The following is a 17,201-nucleotide window of genomic DNA, read 5'->3' as shown; positions in this document are numbered from 1 at the left end:
GGGCACCGGACGCAAGGCAAAGGACAACGCCCTTCCATGCCGCTCCCGTGTCTGCGCGGTCGCGGCGAATCCGGCGGCCCGACGACCCGCGAGAGCGCGGGGAGGGCGCCGTGCAAAGTGAAGGAGATCAGGGGTGACGAAACGCACCACTGCCAAGTACAAGATCGACCGCCGCATGGGCGAGAACATCTGGGGCCGCCCGAAGAGCCCCGTGAACCGCCGCGAATACGGCCCCGGCCAGCATGGCCAGCGCCGCAAGGGCAAGATGTCCGACTTCGGCCTCCAGCTGCGCGCAAAGCAGAAGCTCAAGGGCTATTACGGCGATATCACCGAAAAGCAGTTCCGCCGCATCTATCGCGAGGCCGAGCGCCAGCGCGGCGACACCGGCGAGCTTCTGATCGGCCTGCTGGAGCGGCGCCTCGACGCCGTCGTCTACCGCGCGAAGTTCGTGCCCACCATCTTCGCGGCCCGGCAGTTCGTGAACCACGGGCATGTGCTGGTGAACGGGCGCCGGGTGAACATCCCGTCCTACACCGTCAAGGAAGGCGACGTTATCGAGGTGCGCGAGAAATCGAAGCAGATGGCCGCGCTGCTCGAGGCCGTGCAGTCGCCCGAGCGCGACGTGCCCGACTACCTCGAGGTGGATCACTCCAAGATGACCGCGCGCTTTGTGCGCACGCCGGGGCTGTCGGACGTGCCCTATCCGGTGATCATGGAGCCGAACCTCGTCATCGAATTCTACGCCCAGAACTGATCGGGTTCCGGGCGGTGCACGCAGGGGGCCGCGCGGCGCGCGGCCCCTTTCTCGTTCTGCCGGGGCCCGAACGTGCCGGCGACGGCACGCCGCCGCAGCCTGGGGGCCATCTTGCGTCTGGCCCCGCGCGCCGCGCGCCGTTATGAGGGGGCGAAGCGCGGAGAGGCAGATGACAGAGATCATCCAACCGAGAGCCGGGATTCTCGACATCGAGCCCTACAAGGGCGGGGCCTCGACCGCCGAGGGCGTGGCGAACCCGGTCAAGCTCAGCTCGAACGAGAACCCCTACGGTCCGCCGGCGGCCGCGGTGGAGGCCGTCCGGCGGGCCGCCGCGCGGCTCCATCGCTATCCGCCCACCGATCACGCCGCCCTGCGCGCGGCGATCGGGGCGGCGCATGGCGTGGATCCGGAGCGCGTGGTCTGCGGCGTGGGCAGCGACGAGATCATCGCGCTGCTCTGTCAGGCCTACGCCGGGCCGGGCGCGGAGGTGATCCACACCGAGCACGGCTTCTCCATGTACCGCATCAGCGCGCTGGCCTCCGGGGCCACCCCGGTGGAAGTGCCCGAGCGCGAGCGCACGACGGACGTGGACGCGATCCTCGGCGCCGTGACGCAGGCCACGCGCCTCGTCTTCATCGCCAACCCGAACAATCCCACGGGCACGATGATCGGCGAGGCGGAGGTGGCGCGGCTCGCCGACGGGCTCCCGCCCCACGTCCTTCTCGTGCTCGACGGGGCCTATGCCGAATACGCCGAGGGTTTCGACGGCGGCGCGGCGCTGGTCGACGCGCGCGAGAACGTCGTGATGACGCGCACCTTCTCCAAGATCTACGGGCTGGGCGGGCTGCGCGTCGGCTGGGGCTACGGGCCGGCGCATGTGGCCGACGTGCTCGGGCGCATTCGCGGTCCCTTCAACCTGTCGCTGCCCGCGCTCGTCGCGGCGGAGGCCGCGCTGGGCGACACCGCCTTCATCGAGCGCTGCCGCTCCGAGAACGCGCGCCTGCGCGCCTTTCTCGCCGAGGCGCTGGCCGCGCATGGCGTGCCGTCCGATCCCAGCCACGCAAATTTCGTCCTCGCCCGCTTTGCCGACGAGGCCGAGGCGCGCGCCTGCGATACCTTCCTCAAGGCCGAAGGGCTGATCGTGCGGCCGGTCGCGGGCTACAAGCTGCCCAATTGCCTGCGCATCACCGTGGGCGACGAGAGCGCCTGCCGCCGCGTCGCGCACACCATAGGCCGCTTCAAGGCGGAGGCTGCATGAGCGGTCCGGTCTACGACCGCGTCGCGCTGATCGGCCTCGGCCTCATCGCCTCGTCGATGTTCTGGGCGATACGAAAGGCCGGCCTCGCCCGCGAGGTGGTGGGCACCGCGCGCTCGGCGGAGACCCGCGAGACTGCCCGCGAGATCGGGCTTTGCGACCGTGTGACCGATACCGTGGCGGAGGCGGTCGAGGGCGCGGATCTGGTGGTTCTCGCGGTGCCCGTCGGCGCGATGGGCGCGGTGGCCGAGGCGATGGCGCCGCGTCTTGCGCCCGGCGCGACCGTGACCGACGTGGGCTCGGTCAAGCGCGCCGTGGTCGAGGCGGTGGGGCCGCACATCCCGGAGGGCGTGCATTTCATCCCCGGCCACCCCCTCGCCGGCACCGAACACTCCGGACCGCGCTCGGGCTTCGCCACGCTTTTCGACAACCGCTGGTGCCTGCTGGTGCCCGAGCCGGGAACCGAACCGGAAGCCGTCGCGCGGCTGCGCGCGCTCTGGGAGGGGATGGGCGCGCATGTCGAGGAGATGGACGCCGATCACCACGACCTCGTGCTCGCCGTGACGAGCCATGCGCCGCATCTGATCGCCTATACGATGGTCGGCGTCGCCGACGACCTGCGCCGCGTCACCGACAGCGAAGTGATCAAGTATTCCGCCGCGGGCTTTCGCGACTTCACCCGCATCGCGGCGTCCGACCCGACCATGTGGCGCGACGTGTTCCTGACGAACAAGGACGCCACGCTCGAGATTCTCGGCCGCTTCACCGAGGAGCTCTTCGCGCTGCAGCGCGCCATCCGCACCGGAGACGGCGAGATGCTGCACGCCTATTTCACCCGCACCCGCGCGATCCGGCGCGGCATCATCGAGGCCGGTCAGGACACCGACGCGCCGGACTTCGGCCGGGTGAAGACCGGGGCATGACCGGCGCGGCGCGGATGCTGGCGTTGCTGGCGGCCCTGGCCGCAGGCGCGCCGCTCGCCGCCGCGCCGGAAAGCTCGCTGCGCCCGCTTGCGCGTGAGGCGAGCTCTGGCCCACCCGGCCTGCGCCCCCTGGCGCGCGCCATGCCGGATCGCTCCGCACCGTCGGAAACGCGAACGGCCGCCATGGCCTCGCCGGGGCGAGACGCAGAGGCGCGCCCGCGGCCAGCGCCCGCCGCCCGCGCAGTGCCGCACCCCGACGGTCGCCCGGTGATCGCGGCGCGCGGCACCGTGCTGGGCGCTGCCATCCTCGCGCCGGAGGTGCCGGGCGTCGCGCGCTCGCTCCGCCCGCTGATCCGCGGACCGGACGTGGTCGAACGGGTCATCGCCCGCCGCCGGGCGCTCGACCGCGGCGCGGTCTGCGGCGACCGCGACCTGCAGGGCGAGCCCGCAGGCCGCGTCACCGGCCATATCTCCGCCTGCGGCATCCGCCAGGCCGTCCGCCTGCGCTCTGTCATGGGGATCGGCCTCACGCAGCCTGCGCTGCTCGACTGCGAGACCGCTCAGGCGCTGAAGAAATGGGTGCGCCAGGGGCTCAAGCCGGCGGTAGGATCCCGGGGCGGCGGGGTCGACCGCATCCGGGTGGCGGCGCATTATTCCTGCCGGACGCGCAACAACCAGCGCGGCGCGCCGCTCTCCGAGCATTCCTTCGGCCGCGCGATCGACATCTCGGGCGTGCGTCTGCGCGACGGCCGCTGGATCACGCTGCTCGACCACTGGGGCGGCGGCGCAGAGGGCCGGGCGCTGCGGCAGATGCACGCCAGCGCCTGCGGGATCTTCGGCACCGTCCTCGGCCCGGCGGCGGACCGCTGGCACCGGGATCACTTCCACTTCGACACGGCGCGGCACCGCGGCGGCGCCTACTGCCGCTGAGACCGCCTCCCGGTTTCGGACGGCGAGGCTCGCGCCAGCAGCATCTCCGCCGCCACGCCGACCGCGATCGCCTGCGGATGCTTTCCGAGCGCAGGGTCGCCGATCGGGCACCGGATCCGCGCGATCGCTGCCTCGCCGTGGCCCATCGCCGCGAGGCGCGACCGGAAACGCGCCCGCTTCGTCGCCGAGCCGATCAGCCCGCAGGCGGCGAAACCACGCCGCAAAAGCGCATCGCAGAGCGCGAGGTCGATGTCGTGGCTGTAGGTCAGGATCAGGTGTTCGGCCTCGGGCGGCGCATGCCCGGCGAGCCGCGGCAGATCCGCGGCGGGCAAGACCTCGACCCCCTCGGGCACCGTCTCGGGAAAGCGCTCCGGCCCCGTGTCCGCCCAGGAGATCGCGAGATCCGGCAGCGGCGTCAGCACCCCCACGAGCGCGCGCCCGACATGGCCCGCCCCCCAGATCCAGAGCTGGCGGCCCGCGGCCCCCACCGCCTCGGCGATCCACCCCTCGCCAAGGCCCGGCGCCTGCGGGCGCGGCCCCGCGCCGCCGCCCGGCAAGGGACGGGCATAGAGCCCGCCGCGTGGCACCTGCGCCAGCCGCTCGGCGTCATAGATCTCCCAAAGAAGGCGCACCGCGCCGCCGCAGCACTGGCCGAGCGCGGGCCCCAGCGGCATCAGCCGCATGTCGTCCCGCCCCCCGGCGAGCAGGCCGCGCGCATGTGCCGCTGCCTCCCATTCCAGCGCGCCGCCGCCGATGGTGCCCGACTGACCCTCGGCCCAGACGAGCATCTCGGCGCCCGGACCCCGCGGCGCCGAGCCCCTGGTCTCGACCACGGCGACGCGGGCGACACGCCCCTCGCGCGCCACCGCGCGGGCGAGGGCCGCACGGTCAAGCCGCACCGCGCACCCGCCGAATCGCGGCAAGCACCCGCTCCGGCGTCGCCGGCGCATCGAGGGCCGGATAGCCCGGCCCGCAGGCCGCCACGGCGTCCGAGAGCGCCATCAGCACCGAGATGCCCAGCATCAGCGGCGGCTCGCCAACCGCCTTGGACCGATGGATCGTCTCCGCCCGGTTCTCGGCCTGCCAGAAGTTCACCTCGAACACCTCGGGCGCGTCAGAGGCCGCCGGGATCTTGTAGGTCGAGGGCGCATGCGTCCGCAGCCGCCCCGCGTCGTCCCAGACGAGCTCCTCGGTGGTCAGCCACCCCGCGCCCTGCACATAGCCGCCCTCGACCTGGCCCCGGTCGATCGCCGGGTTCAGGCTGCTGCCTGCATCATGCAGGATGTCGGCGCGCAGGATGCGGTATTCTCCGGTCAGCGTGTCCACCGCGACCTCGCTCACGACCGCGCCGTAGGCGAAATAGAAGAACGGCCGCCCCTCTCCCCTGATCCGGTCCCACGAGATGTCGGGCGTGCGGTAGTAGCCCGTGGCCGAGAGGCTCACCCGCCCCATCCAGCAGGCCTTCGCCGCCTCGGCGAAGCTGTAGCTTTCCGCGCCCACCTCGACGCGGCTCTCGCGGAACCGCACCTCGGTGGGCTTCGCCTGATGGCGCTCGGCGAGGAACGCGGCCATCCGCCCCGCGATCTCCTCGCAGGCGAGCCGCACCGCCATGCCGTTGAGGTCCGAGCCCGAAGAGGCGGCGGTGGCCGAGGTGTTGGGCACCTTGGCCGTGTCCGTCGCGGTGATCCGCACGGCCGCCATCGGCAGGCCGAAGACCTGGGCCGCCACCTGCGCCACCTTCTGGAACAGGCCTTGTCCCATCTCGGTCCCGCCGTGGTTCAGCGCCACCGAGCCGTCCTGATAGACATGCACCAGCGCGCCCGCCTGGTTGAGATGGGTGAGCGTGAAGGAGATCCCGAACTTCACCGGCGTGAAGGCGAGGCCCCTCTTGATCACTTCGTTCCGCGCATTCCACTCCGCCACCCGCGCCCGCCGCACGTGGTAGCCGCTCGTCTCCAGCAGGCGCTCCGTCATGCCGCCCAGGATGAAGTCTTCCACCACCTGCCCGTAGGGCGTGACCCGTCGCTCCTGCAGATCCTTCTTCTTGGCGGAAATATCCTCGGGGGGTGAGGCGGCGGAGCCGCCGAGGGGGGCAGACAGCGCCCCTTCCTCCGCCTCGGCGTAGTAATTGAGACGGCGCACCTCGGCGGGGTCGCGGCCCACCCGATGCGCGACATGGTCCAGCACGCGCTCGATCCCGACCATCCCCTGTGGCCCGCCGAAGCCGCGGAAGGCGGTATGCGACTGGTGGTTGGTCTTCAGCCGGTGGCTCTCGATCCGCACCGTCGGGATCCAGTAGGCGTTGTCGGCGTGGAGCATCGCCCTGTCCGCGACGGCGAGGCTCAGATCCTGCGACCAGCCGCAGACGGCGAACTGCCGGAAATCGACCGCCAGCAGACGGCCCTCGGCGTCGTGGCCCGCGCGGTAGCGGATGACGAAGGGATGCCGTTTACCGGTGATCGTGAAGTCGTCGTCCCGGTCGTAGCGCATCTTGCAGGGCCGGCCCGTCGCGCGCGCGGCCACCGCGCAGGCCACGGCCAGCGCGTTGCCCTGGCTCTCCTTGCCGCCGAAGCCGCCGCCCATGCGCCGCACCTCGACGCGCACGGCGTGCATCGGCAGGCCGAGCGCATCGGCGACCTTGTGCTGGATCTCGGTCGGGTGCTGGGAGGAGGCGTGCACGATCATGTCGCCGCCCTCCTGCGGCAGGGCGAGCGCCGCCTGCCCCTCGAGGTAGAAATGCTCCTGCCCGCCGATCTCGATCTCGCCCTCGGTGACGAGCGGCGCGGTCGCCAGCGCCGCCTCCACGTCGCCCCGGCCGTAGACGCGCGGGCCCTCCTCGAAGCGGGAATCGGCGGCGAGCGCCTGTTCGACGGTCAGGATCGGCGTTTCCTCCTCGTAGCTTATCTCTGCCCGCCGCGCGGCGCGGCGCGCCTGCAGGTGGCTTTCGGCGACGACGAGAAAGAGCGGCTGGCCTGCGTAGTGCACCGTCCCGTCCGACAGCAGCGGCTCGTCGTGCGCGACAGGGGCCACGTCGTTGTCGAAGGGCAGGTCGTCGGCGGTCAGCACGGCGATTACGCCCTCGGCTGCGCGCACGGGGCCGAGGTCCACCGCGGTCACGCGCCCGCGCGAGATGCGCGCGCAGCCGAAGCACAGGTGCAGCGTGCCCGCGGGAACCGGAATGTCATCGACGTAGCGCGCACTGCCGTCGACATGGCGCGCGGCGGCGTCGTGGGGCAGGGGTTTCGCGACGGTCATGGGCGCACCTCCAGGACGCTGGTCGCGACCCCGGCGTGGTCCAGGGCGTAGCGGGTGAGCAGGTTGCGCGCGACCGTGAGCCGGTACTCCGCCGAGGCGCGCATGTCCGAGATCGGGCGGAAATCCTCCGCCCAGGCGGCGTCGGCGGCGGCGACGCCCTCGGGCGTGAGCGGTTGGCCGATGAGCGCGGCCTCGACCGCGCGGGCGCGCTTCGGCGTGGCGGCCATGCCGCCGAAGGCGATGCGCGCCGCGGCGATGCGCCCGTCCTCCACCGTCAGGGCGAAGGCGCCGCAGACCGCCGAGATGTCCTGATCGAAGCGCTTGGAGACCTTCCAGACGCGCAGCCGGTCCGGCTGTCGCGGGATGGTCACCGCCTCGACGAATTCGCCCGGCGCGCGGTCCTGGCGGCCGTAGTCTAGGAAGAACTCCTCGAGCGGCAGGCTGCGCCGGGTCTCGCCATGACGCAGGTGCAGCGTCGCGCCGAGCGCGATGAGCGGCGGCGGGCTGTCGCCGATGGGCGAGCCGTTGGCGATGTTGCCGCCGAGCGTCGCCGCCGCGCGCACCTGCGCCGAGCCGTAGCGCCGCAGGAGCTCGGCGAAGGACGGATGGTGCTCCGCCATAAGAGCGCGGAGCCGATCGAGCGTGACGGCGGCGCCGATGCGGATCTCGCGCGCGCCCACCTCGATCGCCTGCAGGTCGCGGCAGCAGTGCAGGAAGGCGGTGGGTCCGAGCTCGCGCAACTCCTTCGTCACCCAGAGTCCGACGTCCGTCGCGCCGCCGATCAGCGTGGCGTCGGGGTGCGCGGCGTACCAGTCGGCGAGCTGATCGGAGGTCTCGGGCAGGAGGCAGGCGGGGTCAGGGGGGCTGTCTGCCCCCCTCGGCGGCTGCGCCGCCTCACCCCCCGAGGATATTTCGCCCAAGAAGAAGGACCGGTGGGTGTCGAGCGCGGCGCGGTCGGCGGCGACCCAGGCGGGGCGGGAGGCGGTCTCGATGGCTTTCGCGGCGCGCAGGATCGGCGCGTAGCCGGTGCAGCGGCAGAGGTTGCCGGCGAGCGCGTCGGCGTGATCGGTGCGCCCCTCGGCGTGCGCGGCGGCCATGGCGGCCACGATCCCGGGCGTGCAGAAGCCGCACTGGCTGCCGTGGTGGTCGACCATGGCTTGTTGCGCGGGGTGGGGGGCCTCGGCCTCTCCGAGGCCCTCGACCGTGCGGACCGCGCGACCGTGCAGCTGCGGCAGGAAGAGGATGCAGGCATTGAGGGCGCGGGCGCTGCGCTCGCGGTCGGTGACGACGACGGTGCAGGCGCCGCAGTCGCCCTCGTTGCAGCCCTCCTTGGTGCCGGTGAGGCCGCGGCGCTCGCGCAGCCAGTGGAGGAGGGTTTCGGTCGGATGTGTCCGGGTCTCGACGGGGGTGCCGTTGAGCAGGAAGGCTGTGCGCATGTCAGGTCAGCATCGCCGCGATACCGTCGGCCGGGGCGCTCCCCTTCGAGGCGGCGTAGAAGGGGCCGGCAGGTCGCGCGCCTGTACGAAATCCTGCATTTCCGATGCCGGTTTGGCAAGGGGCGCGATGGCGCTGGCGCCTCAGGTCGGGCTGCGTTCGGCCCAGCCGGCGAAGATCTTCTCCAGCACGATGACGATGTAGTAGAGAAGGATACCCAGGAAGGCGAGCGCGATGAGCACGGCGAACATCAGCGGATAGTCCGAGTTCGTCTTGCCCGAATCGAAGAGCGCGCCCAGCCCGCGGCCGTGGGGCGAGACGATCTCCATCAGGTTGGTGCCGATGAAGGCGAGCGTCACGGCGACCTTCAGCGCGCCGAAGAACTCCGGCAGGGTCTTGGGCAGCGCGATCTTCCAGAAGATCGTCGACTGCGAGGCGCCGAGCGAGCGCAGGATGTCCCGGTATTCCGGCTCGAGCGTCGACAGGCCGATCGAGACCGAGACGGCGATCGGGAAGAAGGAAATCATGAAGGCGATGAGCACCGTGTTGAAGTCATGCGCGCCCACGAACATGAGCGCCACGATGGGCACCACGGTCGCCTTGGGGATGGCGTTGAAGCCCACGAGAAGGGGATAGAGCGCATCGCGCATGGTGCGCGAGAAGCCCATGATCATGCCGAGGCCGACGCCCACCACCACCGCGAGCACGAGGCCCAGCACCGTGCGCCAGAGCGTCTGCCAGCCCATTACGAGGAAGAGCTCCCAGTAGCGCGCATAGGCGGGCACGAGGTCCGAGGGCGAGGCCATCACGTAGTTGGGCCAGCCGTTGATCCAGACCAGCGCCTCCCAGAACGCGATCAGCACGAGGGTGGCGATGATCGGCGCGAGAACCGCGCGGCTGCCCAGCGCGCCGGCGACGCGGCGGCCGAGCGAGGGGCGGGCGATCTCCTCGGGCCGGGTGACGGGGGTGGGGGCGGTGGTCGTCTCGGTCAACCGGGCCTCCTGTCTCAGTGCATGCCGCGGGCGGCGGCGCCCGGCGGCGGGGCGGGCGCCTCGGCGGATGTCTCCGCGGGCGCGCGGCCCTGAGCGATCTCGATCTGATGGCGCAGGAGATTGAGCATCTCCGCCGCCTCGGCCGTGTAGAGGTGGTCGAGGTCGCGCGGGCCGGTATCGGGCACCTCGAGGACGTATTGCGTGCGCGCTGGCCGCCCCGAGAGCACCACCACCCGGTCGGCGAGAAAGATCGCCTCGCGCAGGTCGTGGGTGATCAGCACGCCGGTGAAGGGCTCCTGGCGCTTCACCTCGTGCATGGTCTGCCAGAGATCCTCGCGCGTGAAGGCGTCGAGCGCGCCGAAGGGTTCGTCGAGGATCAGCACCTCGGGCTGGTGGATGAGCGCCCGGCAGAGCGACGCGCGCTGGCGCATCCCCCCCGAGAGCTCCGAGGGACGCTTGTCCTCGAAGCCTTCGAGGCCGACGAGCGACAGCAGGCGGCGGGCGCGCGCCTCCTGCTCCTTTCTCGGAAGTTTCGTGGGTACGATCTCGAGCGGCAGCAGCACGTTCCTGAGGATCGTGCGCCACTCGAGCAGGACGGGGTTCTGGAAGGCCATGCCGACGTTCGACCGCGGCCCGGTGATGCGCTCGCCATGAACGTTCACCTCTCCCTCGTCCGGGATCAGCAGGCCCGCGATCAGCCGCGTCAGCGTGGACTTGCCGCAGCCCGAGGGGCCGACGACGGCGGTGAAGCCGCCCTCGTCCACGGCGACGTCGAGCCCGTCGAGCACGGGCAGCAAGCCGGTGCGCGTGCGGAAGGTGTGGCGCACGCCGCGGATGTCTATGAGCTTTTCCAAGCGTCCTCCGGGGGATGGCCGCGGGCGGTTCTGCCCGCGGCTGGCCGTGTCACTCCAGCGGGAATCCGCCCTCGGGCAGGTAGTCGTCGGTGAAATAGAGCGCTGCCTGCGGCGGGCTCTGGAACTCGTAGGTGAGCTTGATCTGCTCGAGAGCCTCGGCCATGCGCGCCGGGTCGATGACGCCCATGCCGTTCGCACGCGTCCAGTCGGTCACCACGTTGGCGTCGATGGCGAGTTGCAGGCGGCGCTGCTCCAGTTCCGCGTCGGCGGCCGGGTTTCGCTCGATCAGGCTCTCGATCGCGGCCGCCGGGTCGGCGATGGCGTCGGTCCAGCCCTGCGCGACCGCCGACAGGAAGCCCGAGACCAGCTCGGGGTTTTCTTCGGCGAAGTCGGTGTTGACGATGATCGCGTTGCCGTAGAGCTGAACGCCATGGTCGGCCATCAGGATGGTCGAGATATCGTCCTCTGGCACGCCGAGGCGCACGAGGTTCAGGAAGGATGAGAACGAGAAGCCAGTGACGGCGTCCACTTCGCCCTCGGCGAGCATCGGCTCGCGCGTGGGGAAGCCCACCGGCTCCACGGTGATCGCCTCCATGTCGAGGTCGTTCTCGGCGGCGAAGATCGGGAACTGCGCCCAGGCGCCGTCCGGCGGCGGCGCGCCGAGCACGCGGCCCTCGAGATCCTTCGGCGCCTCGACGCCCTGGCTCTTGCGGCCCACGACCGCGAAGGGCGGCTTGTCGTAGACCATCATCACGGCCGTCACCGGCGCGCCCGGGTTCTGGTCGAGGAACTTGATGAGCGAGTTGATGTCGGCGAAGCCCACCGGGAAGGCGCCGGTGGCCACCTTCGGGATCGCGTCGAGCGAGCCCTGCCCGGCGGTGATCTCCACCTCGAGGCCCGCATCGGCGAAGTAGCCTTCGTCTATGGCGACGAAATAGGGCGCGGCCGGTCCCTCGAACTTCCAGTCGAGGGCGAAGGGCATCTCGGTCTGCGCCGCGGCTGCGCCCGCGGCGAGCGTGGCGGCGGCGGTGAGGATCGGACGAATGAACACGGGTGGCACCTCTCCTGCTGTGGGGGTCGGGTCTCTCGCCCGACTCGCGTGCCCGGCGCCGAAAGGCCACCGGGGAATCGCCGGAGCGTCCGCCCCGGGCGGTGCTATCAAACAATCTGCCGAAGTTTTGGGCAACCCGCCGCGAAAGCGGGCGCCGCAAGGGCATTTCATGAAGGATCGGGCGGCGCCGCGCTGGACACGGGCGGGGGGCCTCCCTCTGATCGGCGCCGGGACGCGCAGGGCCGCCTGTCCGGGCGGATACGGCGGGCGGCCCGCCGCGCCCGGAGACACAGGAGGCGGGAGAGATTCTTCAGGTGCCGGAAACAGTTGCCCCGGGGGCAAGGGAGGCGGTGCAGCCACCGCGGGCGCGCGGCGCGGTGCGGTTTTCCGTGCGCGCGGCGCGCGGCGGCAGCGCGCTCGCCACCTTCCGGCACGCCGGCTCGCTGCGCGCGGTCTTCCCGCGCGTGCGCCCCGGCGGCGCGGTGGAGGCGGTGCTCGTCAACACGGCGGGCGGCGTCACCGGCGGGGACCGCTTCTCGGTCGAGGCCGCGGCGGAGGCGGGCGCGGCGCTCACCCTGTCCACGCAGGCCTGCGAGCGCGCCTACCGCGCGCCGCCGGGGCCGCCGGGGCGGCTTTCGGTGCGGCTCTCGGCGGCGGCGGGCGCCCGGCTCGCCTGGCTGCCGCAGGAGACGATCCTCTACGACGGCGCGGCGCTCGAGCGGCGGCTGGAGATCGACCTCGCCCCCGGCGCGCGGTTCCTGATGTGCGAACCGCTGATCTTCGGCCGCGCGGCCATGGGCGAGCGGCTAACCTCCGGTGAGTTCCGCGACCACGTCACGATCACGCGCGCGGGGGGGCCGATCTACCGCGACGGCGTGCATCTTTCGGGCGACATCGCGGCGACGCTGGCGCGCCCGGGCATCGCGCGCGGGGCGGGGGCGATGGCGGCGCTCGTGCTCGTCGCGGACACGGCGGAGGCCGCGCTGCCGCAGGTGCGCGCGCACCTGCCCGAGACCGGCGGCGCGAGCCTGCTCGCGCCGGACGTTCTGGCCCTGCGCCTGCTGGCGCCCGACGGCGAGGGGCTGCGCCGCGCGCTCCTGCCGATCCTCGACCTCTTGACCGACGACAGCCTGCCCCGAGCCTGGAGACTTTGACGCGATGATGCTGACCCCCCGCGAGAAGGACAAGCTGATGGTCGCCATGGCGGCGGAGGTGGCGCGCCGCCGCCTCGCCCGCGGCGTGAAGCTCAACCACCCCGAGGCGATCGCGCTGATCACCGACGCGGTGGTGGAGGGCGCGCGCGACGGCCGCCCCGTCTCGGAGATGATGGAGGCCGGCGCGCAGGTCGTCACCCGCGAGATGTGCATGGAGGGCGTGCCCGAGATGATCCCCGAGGTGCAGGTCGAGGCCACCTTTCCCGACGGCACCAAGCTCGTCACCGTCCACAACCCCATCCGCTGAGAGGAGACTGCCGATGAGACGCCTGATCGCCGCCCTGCCGCTGACGCTGGCCGCCGGCCCCGCATTGGCCCATGTCGCGCCGCTGGAGCACAATTCCTTCCTGGCCGGCGCGACCCATCCGATCTTCGGCGCAGACCACGTGCTGGCGATGGTGGCGGTGGGCCTCTGGGCCGGGATGCTGGGCGGGCGCGCGCTCTGGGCGGTGCCCGCGGCCTTCGTGGGCGTGATGGTGCTTGGCTTCGCACTGGCGCTCGGCGGTCTGGCGCTGCCGCTGGTGGAGCCCGCGATCCTCGCCTCGGTGGTGGTTCTGGGCCTTGTCGTAGCACTTGGCCTGCGGCTGCCGACGGTGGCGGGCGCGGCCCTGGTCGGGGCCTTCGCGCTCTTCCACGGGCACGCCCACGGGGCAGAGATGGGCGCGGCGGGCGCGTTGCCTTATCTGGCGGGCTTCGCGGCGACGACCGCGGCCTTGCATGTCTTGGGCCTGATACTCGGCGTCGCGCTGCTGCGTGCCGGCCGGGCGGCACCGCACGTCGCGGGCGGGCTCGTCGCCGCGGCGGGCGCGGCGCTCGCGGCGGGGGTCTGAGCCATGATCCCCGGAGAGATCCTCACCCCCGACGCCGAGATCGAGCTCAACGCGGGCCGAGAGACCGTCACGCTGCGCGTGGCCAACACCGGCGACCGCCCGGTGCAGGTGGGCAGTCACTACCACTTCGCAGAGTCGAACTCGGCGCTGGAGTTCGACCGGGCGGCGGCGCGCGGCAAGCGTCTCGACATCGCCGCCGGCTCCGCCGTACGCTTCGAGCCGGGCCAGACGCGGGAAGTGACGCTGATCCCCTATGCAGGAGCGCGGCGCGTCTACGGCTTCAACGGGCAGGTGATGGGAGACCTCTGAGCAGCCATTGCAACAGGGAGGGATACCCGATGTGCGACATTTGCGTGGTCAACTCGGTCAAGGAGAAGATGCTCAGCCGGCGCGGCTTTTTCACTGGCGCGGCGGCGGCGACGGCCGCGGCGGCGGGCATGAGCGCGGCACCCCGACCGGTTCTGGCGCAGCCGGCGCGGCAGGTCGTGGACATGACGCATGAGCTTTCGGCCGCGTTTCCGACCTTCGGCGGCTCGCCTGGCATCAGCTACGACAAGCAGTTCGATTTCGACGGCGATGGTTACAACCTCTACGTCCTGTCGATAAACGAGCACACGGGCACCCATATCGACGCGCCGCTGCATTTCAGCGCGGACGGCCAGTCGGTGGCGGAGATCCCCGTGGAAAACCTCGCCTGTCCGCTCTGCGTCGTCGATATCCGCGCCAAGGCTTCCGAGAACCCGGATTCGCAGGTCACGCCGGACGATCTTCGGGCCTGGATCGGACGCAACGGACCGATCCCCGACGGCGCCTGCGTGGCGATGAACTCCGGCTGGGCCGAAAAGGTCGGCACCGACGGCTTCCGCAACGCCGATTCGGCGCGGCCTGGAACGATGCATTTCCCGGGCTTCCACGTCGAGGCGGTGCAGATGCTGCTGGACGAGACGAACGCGGCGGCGATCGCGGTGGACACCCTCTCGCTCGACTACGGGCCTTCGACGGATTTCGCCACGCACTACGCCTGGCTGCCTGCGGGGCGCTACGGGATCGAATGCCTCGCCGGGCTCGACCGGATGCCGGAGACCGGCGCGACGCTCATGGTCGGCGCGCCCAAGGTCAAGGACGGCACCGGCGGCCCCGCGCGGATCATGGGGCTCGTCTGATGGCGACCGTCCGACTCATGGCCGATGACGAGCTCTCGGCGGAGGCCGTCGAGGTCTTCGAGGAGATCCGCGCCGCGCGGGGGACGGAGTACGTCAACAACTTCTGGCGGGCGCTGGCGCACGATCCGGCGCAGCTGCGCGCGACCTGGGACCGGCTGAAGGCCGTGATGGCGCCCGGCGCGCTCGACCCGCTGGTCAAGGAGATGGTCTATCTCGCCGTCTCCACCGCCAATTCCTGCGGCTACTGCATCCACTCCCACACCGCCGCCGCCAAGGCGAAGGGCATGACCGAGGAGATGCACGCCGAGCTTCTGGCGGTGATCGGCATGGCGATGCAGACCAACGGCCTCGTCACGGCGATGCAGGTGGAGGTGGACGATGCGTTTCAGGTCTGAGGCCGCGCTTGCCCTGTTCCTGCTGGCGACGCCTGTCGCGGCGCAGGAGGTGAACTGCGCCGAGGCTGTGACGCAGATCGAGCTGACCTTCTGCGCGGAACAGGCGTGGCTGCGCGCCGATGAGGACCTGAACCTGGCCTGGAGCCTGGCCGTCGAACAGGCGCGGGCGATCCAGTCGGCGCTGCCTGCCGACGCGCCTGTGGACATCGAAGAGGACCTGCGCCGCGCCCAGCGCGTCTGGATCGACTTCCGCGACCTCGCCTGCGCTGCCGAGAGCCACATGGCCTGGGGCGGCAGCATGGCGCCGATGCTGGTCTATGCCTGCCGCGAGCGGCTGACCCGGCAGCGGACGGCGGATCTGCGCCTTTTCGGCGAGGTGAACTGAAACCGCGGCGCCGCACCGCCGGGGCGGCGCGCACCAGAAAAGGAGCGTCCATGCCCGCCCGCATTCCGCGATCCGACTACGCCGCGATGTTCGGCCCCACCACAGGCGACCGCGTGCGGCTTGCCGACACCGAGCTCTTTGTCGAGGTCGAGCGCGACCTGACCACCTACGGCGAGGAGGTGAAGTTCGGCGGCGGCAAGGTGATCCGCGACGGCATGGGACAGGCGCAGGCCACCCGCGCCGAGGGGGCCGTCGACACCGTCATCACCAACGCGCTGATCGTGGACGCCACCGGCATCTACAAGGCCGACGTGGGGCTGAAGGACGGGCGCATCGCGAAGATCGGCAAGGCCGGCAACCCGGACGTGCAGCCCGGCGTCGATATCGTCGTCGGCCCCGGGACCGAGGCGATCGCCGGCGAGGGCAAGATCCTGACCGCCGGCGGCTTCGACAGCCACATCCACTACATCTGCCCGCAACAGATCGAGGACGCGCTGCACTCCGGCATCACCACCATGCTCGGCGGCGGCACCGGGCCGGCGACTGGGACGATGGCCACCACCTGCACGCCGGGGCCGTGGCACATCGGGCGGATGCTGCAGGCCGCCGATGCCTTTCCGATGAACCTCGCCTTCGCGGGGAAGGGCAACGCCTCGCTCCCGCAGGCGCTGGTCGAACAGGTCGAGGCCGGCGCCTGCGCGCTCAAGCTGCACGAGGATTGGGGCACCACGCCCGCCGCCATCGACTGCTGCCTCTCGGTCGCCGACGATCACGACATTCAGGTGATGATCCACACCGACACGCTGAACGAGAGCGGCTTCGTCGAGAACACCGTCGCGGCGATGAAGGGCCGCACGATCCACGCCTTCCATACGGAAGGCGCGGGCGGCGGCCACGCCCCCGACATCATCAAGATCTGCGGCGAGGAATTCGTCCTGCCCTCCTCCACCAACCCCACGCGGCCCTTCACGGTGAACACCATCGAAGAGCATCTCGACATGCTCATGGTCTGCCACCACCTCGACAAGTCGATCCCCGAGGACGTGGCCTTCGCCGAGAGCCGCATCCGGCGCGAGACCATCGCGGCAGAGGACATTCTGCACGACATGGGCGCCTTCAGCATCATCGCCTCGGACAGCCAGGCGATGGGCCGCGTGGGCGAGGTGATCCTGCGCACCTGGCAGACCGCCGACAAGATGAAGAAGCAGCGCGGGCGGCTGGCCGAGGAGACGGGCGAGAACGACAACCTCCGCGCGCGCCGCTACGTCGCCAAATACACCATCAACCCCGCGATCGCGCACGGCATCGCCCACGAGATCGGCTCGATCGAAGAGGGCAAGCGCGCCGATCTGGTGCTCTGGTCGCCGGCCTTCTTCGGGGTAAAGCCCGATCTCGTGCTCCTCGGCGGCACCATCGCCTGTGCGCAGATGGGCGATCCCAACGCCTCGATCCCCACGCCGCAGCCGGTCTACACCCGCCCCATGTGGGGCGCCTACGGCCGCTCGGTGGAGCGCTCCGCCATCACCTTCGTGAGCCAGGCGGCCGAGGCCGCGGGCGTCCGCGCGACCCTCGGCCTCGCCAAGGACACGGCGCCCGTGCGCGGCATCCGCGGCGTCACCAAGCGCGACCTGATCCTGAACGACGCGCTTCCCGCGATGGAGGTGCACCCAGAGACCTACGAGGTCCGCGCTGACGGCGAGCTTCTCACCTGCGCGCCCGTGGACGTGGTACCGATGGCGCAGCGGTACTTCCTGTTCTGAGGTCCCG

General features: G+C 71.4%; 18 protein-coding genes. 12 read left to right on the top strand and 6 right to left on the bottom strand.

The features are described from left to right. Nucleotides 1-133 precede the first annotated feature (133 nt). The 4 genes from rpsD (at nt 134) to DRV85_RS05390 (ending at nt 3,861) form a co-directional block, all read left to right on the top strand. Nucleotides 134-754 carry a 30S ribosomal protein S4 gene (rpsD, locus tag DRV85_RS05405; RefSeq protein WP_113288430.1) on the top strand — a complete coding sequence of 207 codons (621 nt, stop codon included), beginning with the start codon at nt 134-136 and terminating at the stop codon, nt 752-754. A gap of 169 nt (nt 755-923) precedes the next feature. Further along, nucleotides 924-2,012 (top strand): histidinol-phosphate transaminase, encoded by a 1,089-nt coding sequence (gene hisC / locus DRV85_RS05400; protein ID WP_113288429.1) that lies wholly within the window; start codon nt 924-926, stop codon nt 2,010-2,012. Further along, nucleotides 2,009-2,932, top strand: coding sequence for a prephenate/arogenate dehydrogenase family protein (locus DRV85_RS05395; protein WP_113288428.1), 924 nt, complete (start codon nt 2,009-2,011; stop codon nt 2,930-2,932). The genes hisC and DRV85_RS05395 overlap by 4 nt, the downstream gene beginning before the upstream one ends. After that, the gene (locus tag DRV85_RS05390) at nt 2,929-3,861 is read left to right on the top strand and encodes an extensin-like domain-containing protein (RefSeq protein ID WP_113288427.1); all 933 of its coding nucleotides are present in this window, start codon (nt 2,929-2,931) and stop codon (nt 3,859-3,861) included. Before DRV85_RS05395 ends, DRV85_RS05390 begins: the two co-directional genes overlap by 4 nt. Here DRV85_RS05390 and xdhC read toward each other — a convergent pair. The 6 genes from xdhC to DRV85_RS05360 all read right to left on the bottom strand — a co-directional run bounded on the left by xdhC (nt 3,849) and on the right by DRV85_RS05360 (nt 11,447). Further along, nucleotides 3,849-4,760, bottom strand: a complete 912-nt coding sequence (gene xdhC, locus DRV85_RS05385; protein WP_233495408.1) for a xanthine dehydrogenase accessory protein XdhC — start codon at nt 4,758-4,760, stop codon at nt 3,849-3,851. The genes DRV85_RS05390 and xdhC overlap by 13 nt on opposite strands. After that, entirely contained in the window at nt 4,750-7,116 is a 2,367-nt protein-coding gene (xdhB, locus tag DRV85_RS05380) for a xanthine dehydrogenase molybdopterin binding subunit (protein ID WP_113288425.1), read from the bottom strand. Before xdhB ends, xdhC begins: the two co-directional genes overlap by 11 nt. Continuing rightward, nucleotides 7,113-8,552: a xanthine dehydrogenase small subunit gene (xdhA, locus tag DRV85_RS05375; RefSeq protein ID WP_113288424.1), complete on the bottom strand. Its 1,440-nt coding sequence runs from the start codon at nt 8,550-8,552 to the stop codon at nt 7,113-7,115. The genes xdhB and xdhA overlap by 4 nt, the downstream gene beginning before the upstream one ends. Nucleotides 8,553-8,693: 141 nt before the next feature. Further along, nucleotides 8,694-9,455 carry an ABC transporter permease gene (locus DRV85_RS05370; protein ID WP_113288652.1) on the bottom strand — a complete coding sequence of 254 codons (762 nt, stop codon included), beginning with the start codon at nt 9,453-9,455 and terminating at the stop codon, nt 8,694-8,696. 101 nt (nt 9,456-9,556) lie between these two features. Further along, complete coding sequence (locus DRV85_RS05365; protein WP_113288423.1) at nt 9,557-10,396, bottom strand: ABC transporter ATP-binding protein; 840 nt, start codon at nt 10,394-10,396, stop codon at nt 9,557-9,559. Between the two features lie 49 nt (nt 10,397-10,445). Beyond that, a complete protein-coding gene (locus tag DRV85_RS05360) occupies nt 10,446-11,447 on the bottom strand; it encodes an ABC transporter substrate-binding protein (RefSeq protein WP_233495407.1) in 1,002 nt (333 codons plus the stop codon). A 350-nt stretch (nt 11,448-11,797) separates the two neighbouring features. On the opposite strand from DRV85_RS05360, the gene DRV85_RS05355 reads away from it, so the two are divergent. The 8 genes from DRV85_RS05355 to ureC are packed head-to-tail and all read left to right on the top strand — an operon-like array spanning nt 11,798 to nt 17,194. Then, a complete protein-coding gene (locus DRV85_RS05355) occupies nt 11,798-12,601 on the top strand; it encodes an urease accessory protein UreD (RefSeq protein ID WP_113288422.1) in 804 nt (267 codons plus the stop codon). 4 nt (nt 12,602-12,605) lie between these two features. Further along, complete coding sequence (locus tag DRV85_RS05350; RefSeq protein WP_113288421.1) at nt 12,606-12,908, top strand: urease subunit gamma; 303 nt, start codon at nt 12,606-12,608, stop codon at nt 12,906-12,908. A gap of 13 nt (nt 12,909-12,921) precedes the next feature. After that, nucleotides 12,922-13,491 carry a HupE/UreJ family protein gene (locus tag DRV85_RS05345; RefSeq protein ID WP_113288420.1) on the top strand — a complete coding sequence of 190 codons (570 nt, stop codon included), beginning with the start codon at nt 12,922-12,924 and terminating at the stop codon, nt 13,489-13,491. 3 nt (nt 13,492-13,494) lie between these two features. Beyond that, a complete protein-coding gene (locus DRV85_RS05340; RefSeq protein ID WP_113288419.1) occupies nt 13,495-13,800 on the top strand; it encodes an urease subunit beta in 306 nt (101 codons plus the stop codon). Nucleotides 13,801-13,829: 29 nt separating this feature from the next. Beyond that, the gene (locus DRV85_RS05335) at nt 13,830-14,654 is read left to right on the top strand and encodes a cyclase family protein (RefSeq protein WP_113288418.1); all 825 of its coding nucleotides are present in this window, start codon (nt 13,830-13,832) and stop codon (nt 14,652-14,654) included. After that, nucleotides 14,654-15,049 (top strand): carboxymuconolactone decarboxylase family protein, encoded by a 396-nt coding sequence (locus DRV85_RS05330; protein WP_113288417.1) that lies wholly within the window; start codon nt 14,654-14,656, stop codon nt 15,047-15,049. Before DRV85_RS05335 ends, DRV85_RS05330 begins: the two co-directional genes overlap by 1 nt. Further along, nucleotides 15,033-15,434, top strand: coding sequence for a lysozyme inhibitor LprI family protein (locus tag DRV85_RS05325; RefSeq protein WP_113288416.1), 402 nt, complete (start codon nt 15,033-15,035; stop codon nt 15,432-15,434). The genes DRV85_RS05330 and DRV85_RS05325 overlap by 17 nt, the downstream gene beginning before the upstream one ends. A 50-nt stretch (nt 15,435-15,484) precedes the next feature. After that, entirely contained in the window at nt 15,485-17,194 is a 1,710-nt protein-coding gene (gene ureC / locus DRV85_RS05320) for an urease subunit alpha (RefSeq protein ID WP_113288415.1), read from the top strand. Nucleotides 17,195-17,201: the final 7 nt, after the last annotated feature.

The organism is Rhodosalinus halophilus, assembly GCF_003298775.1.
Lineage (GTDB): Bacteria > Pseudomonadota > Alphaproteobacteria > Rhodobacterales > Rhodobacteraceae > Rhodosalinus > Rhodosalinus halophilus.
This window is presented reverse-complemented; position numbering and strand designations above follow the sequence as displayed.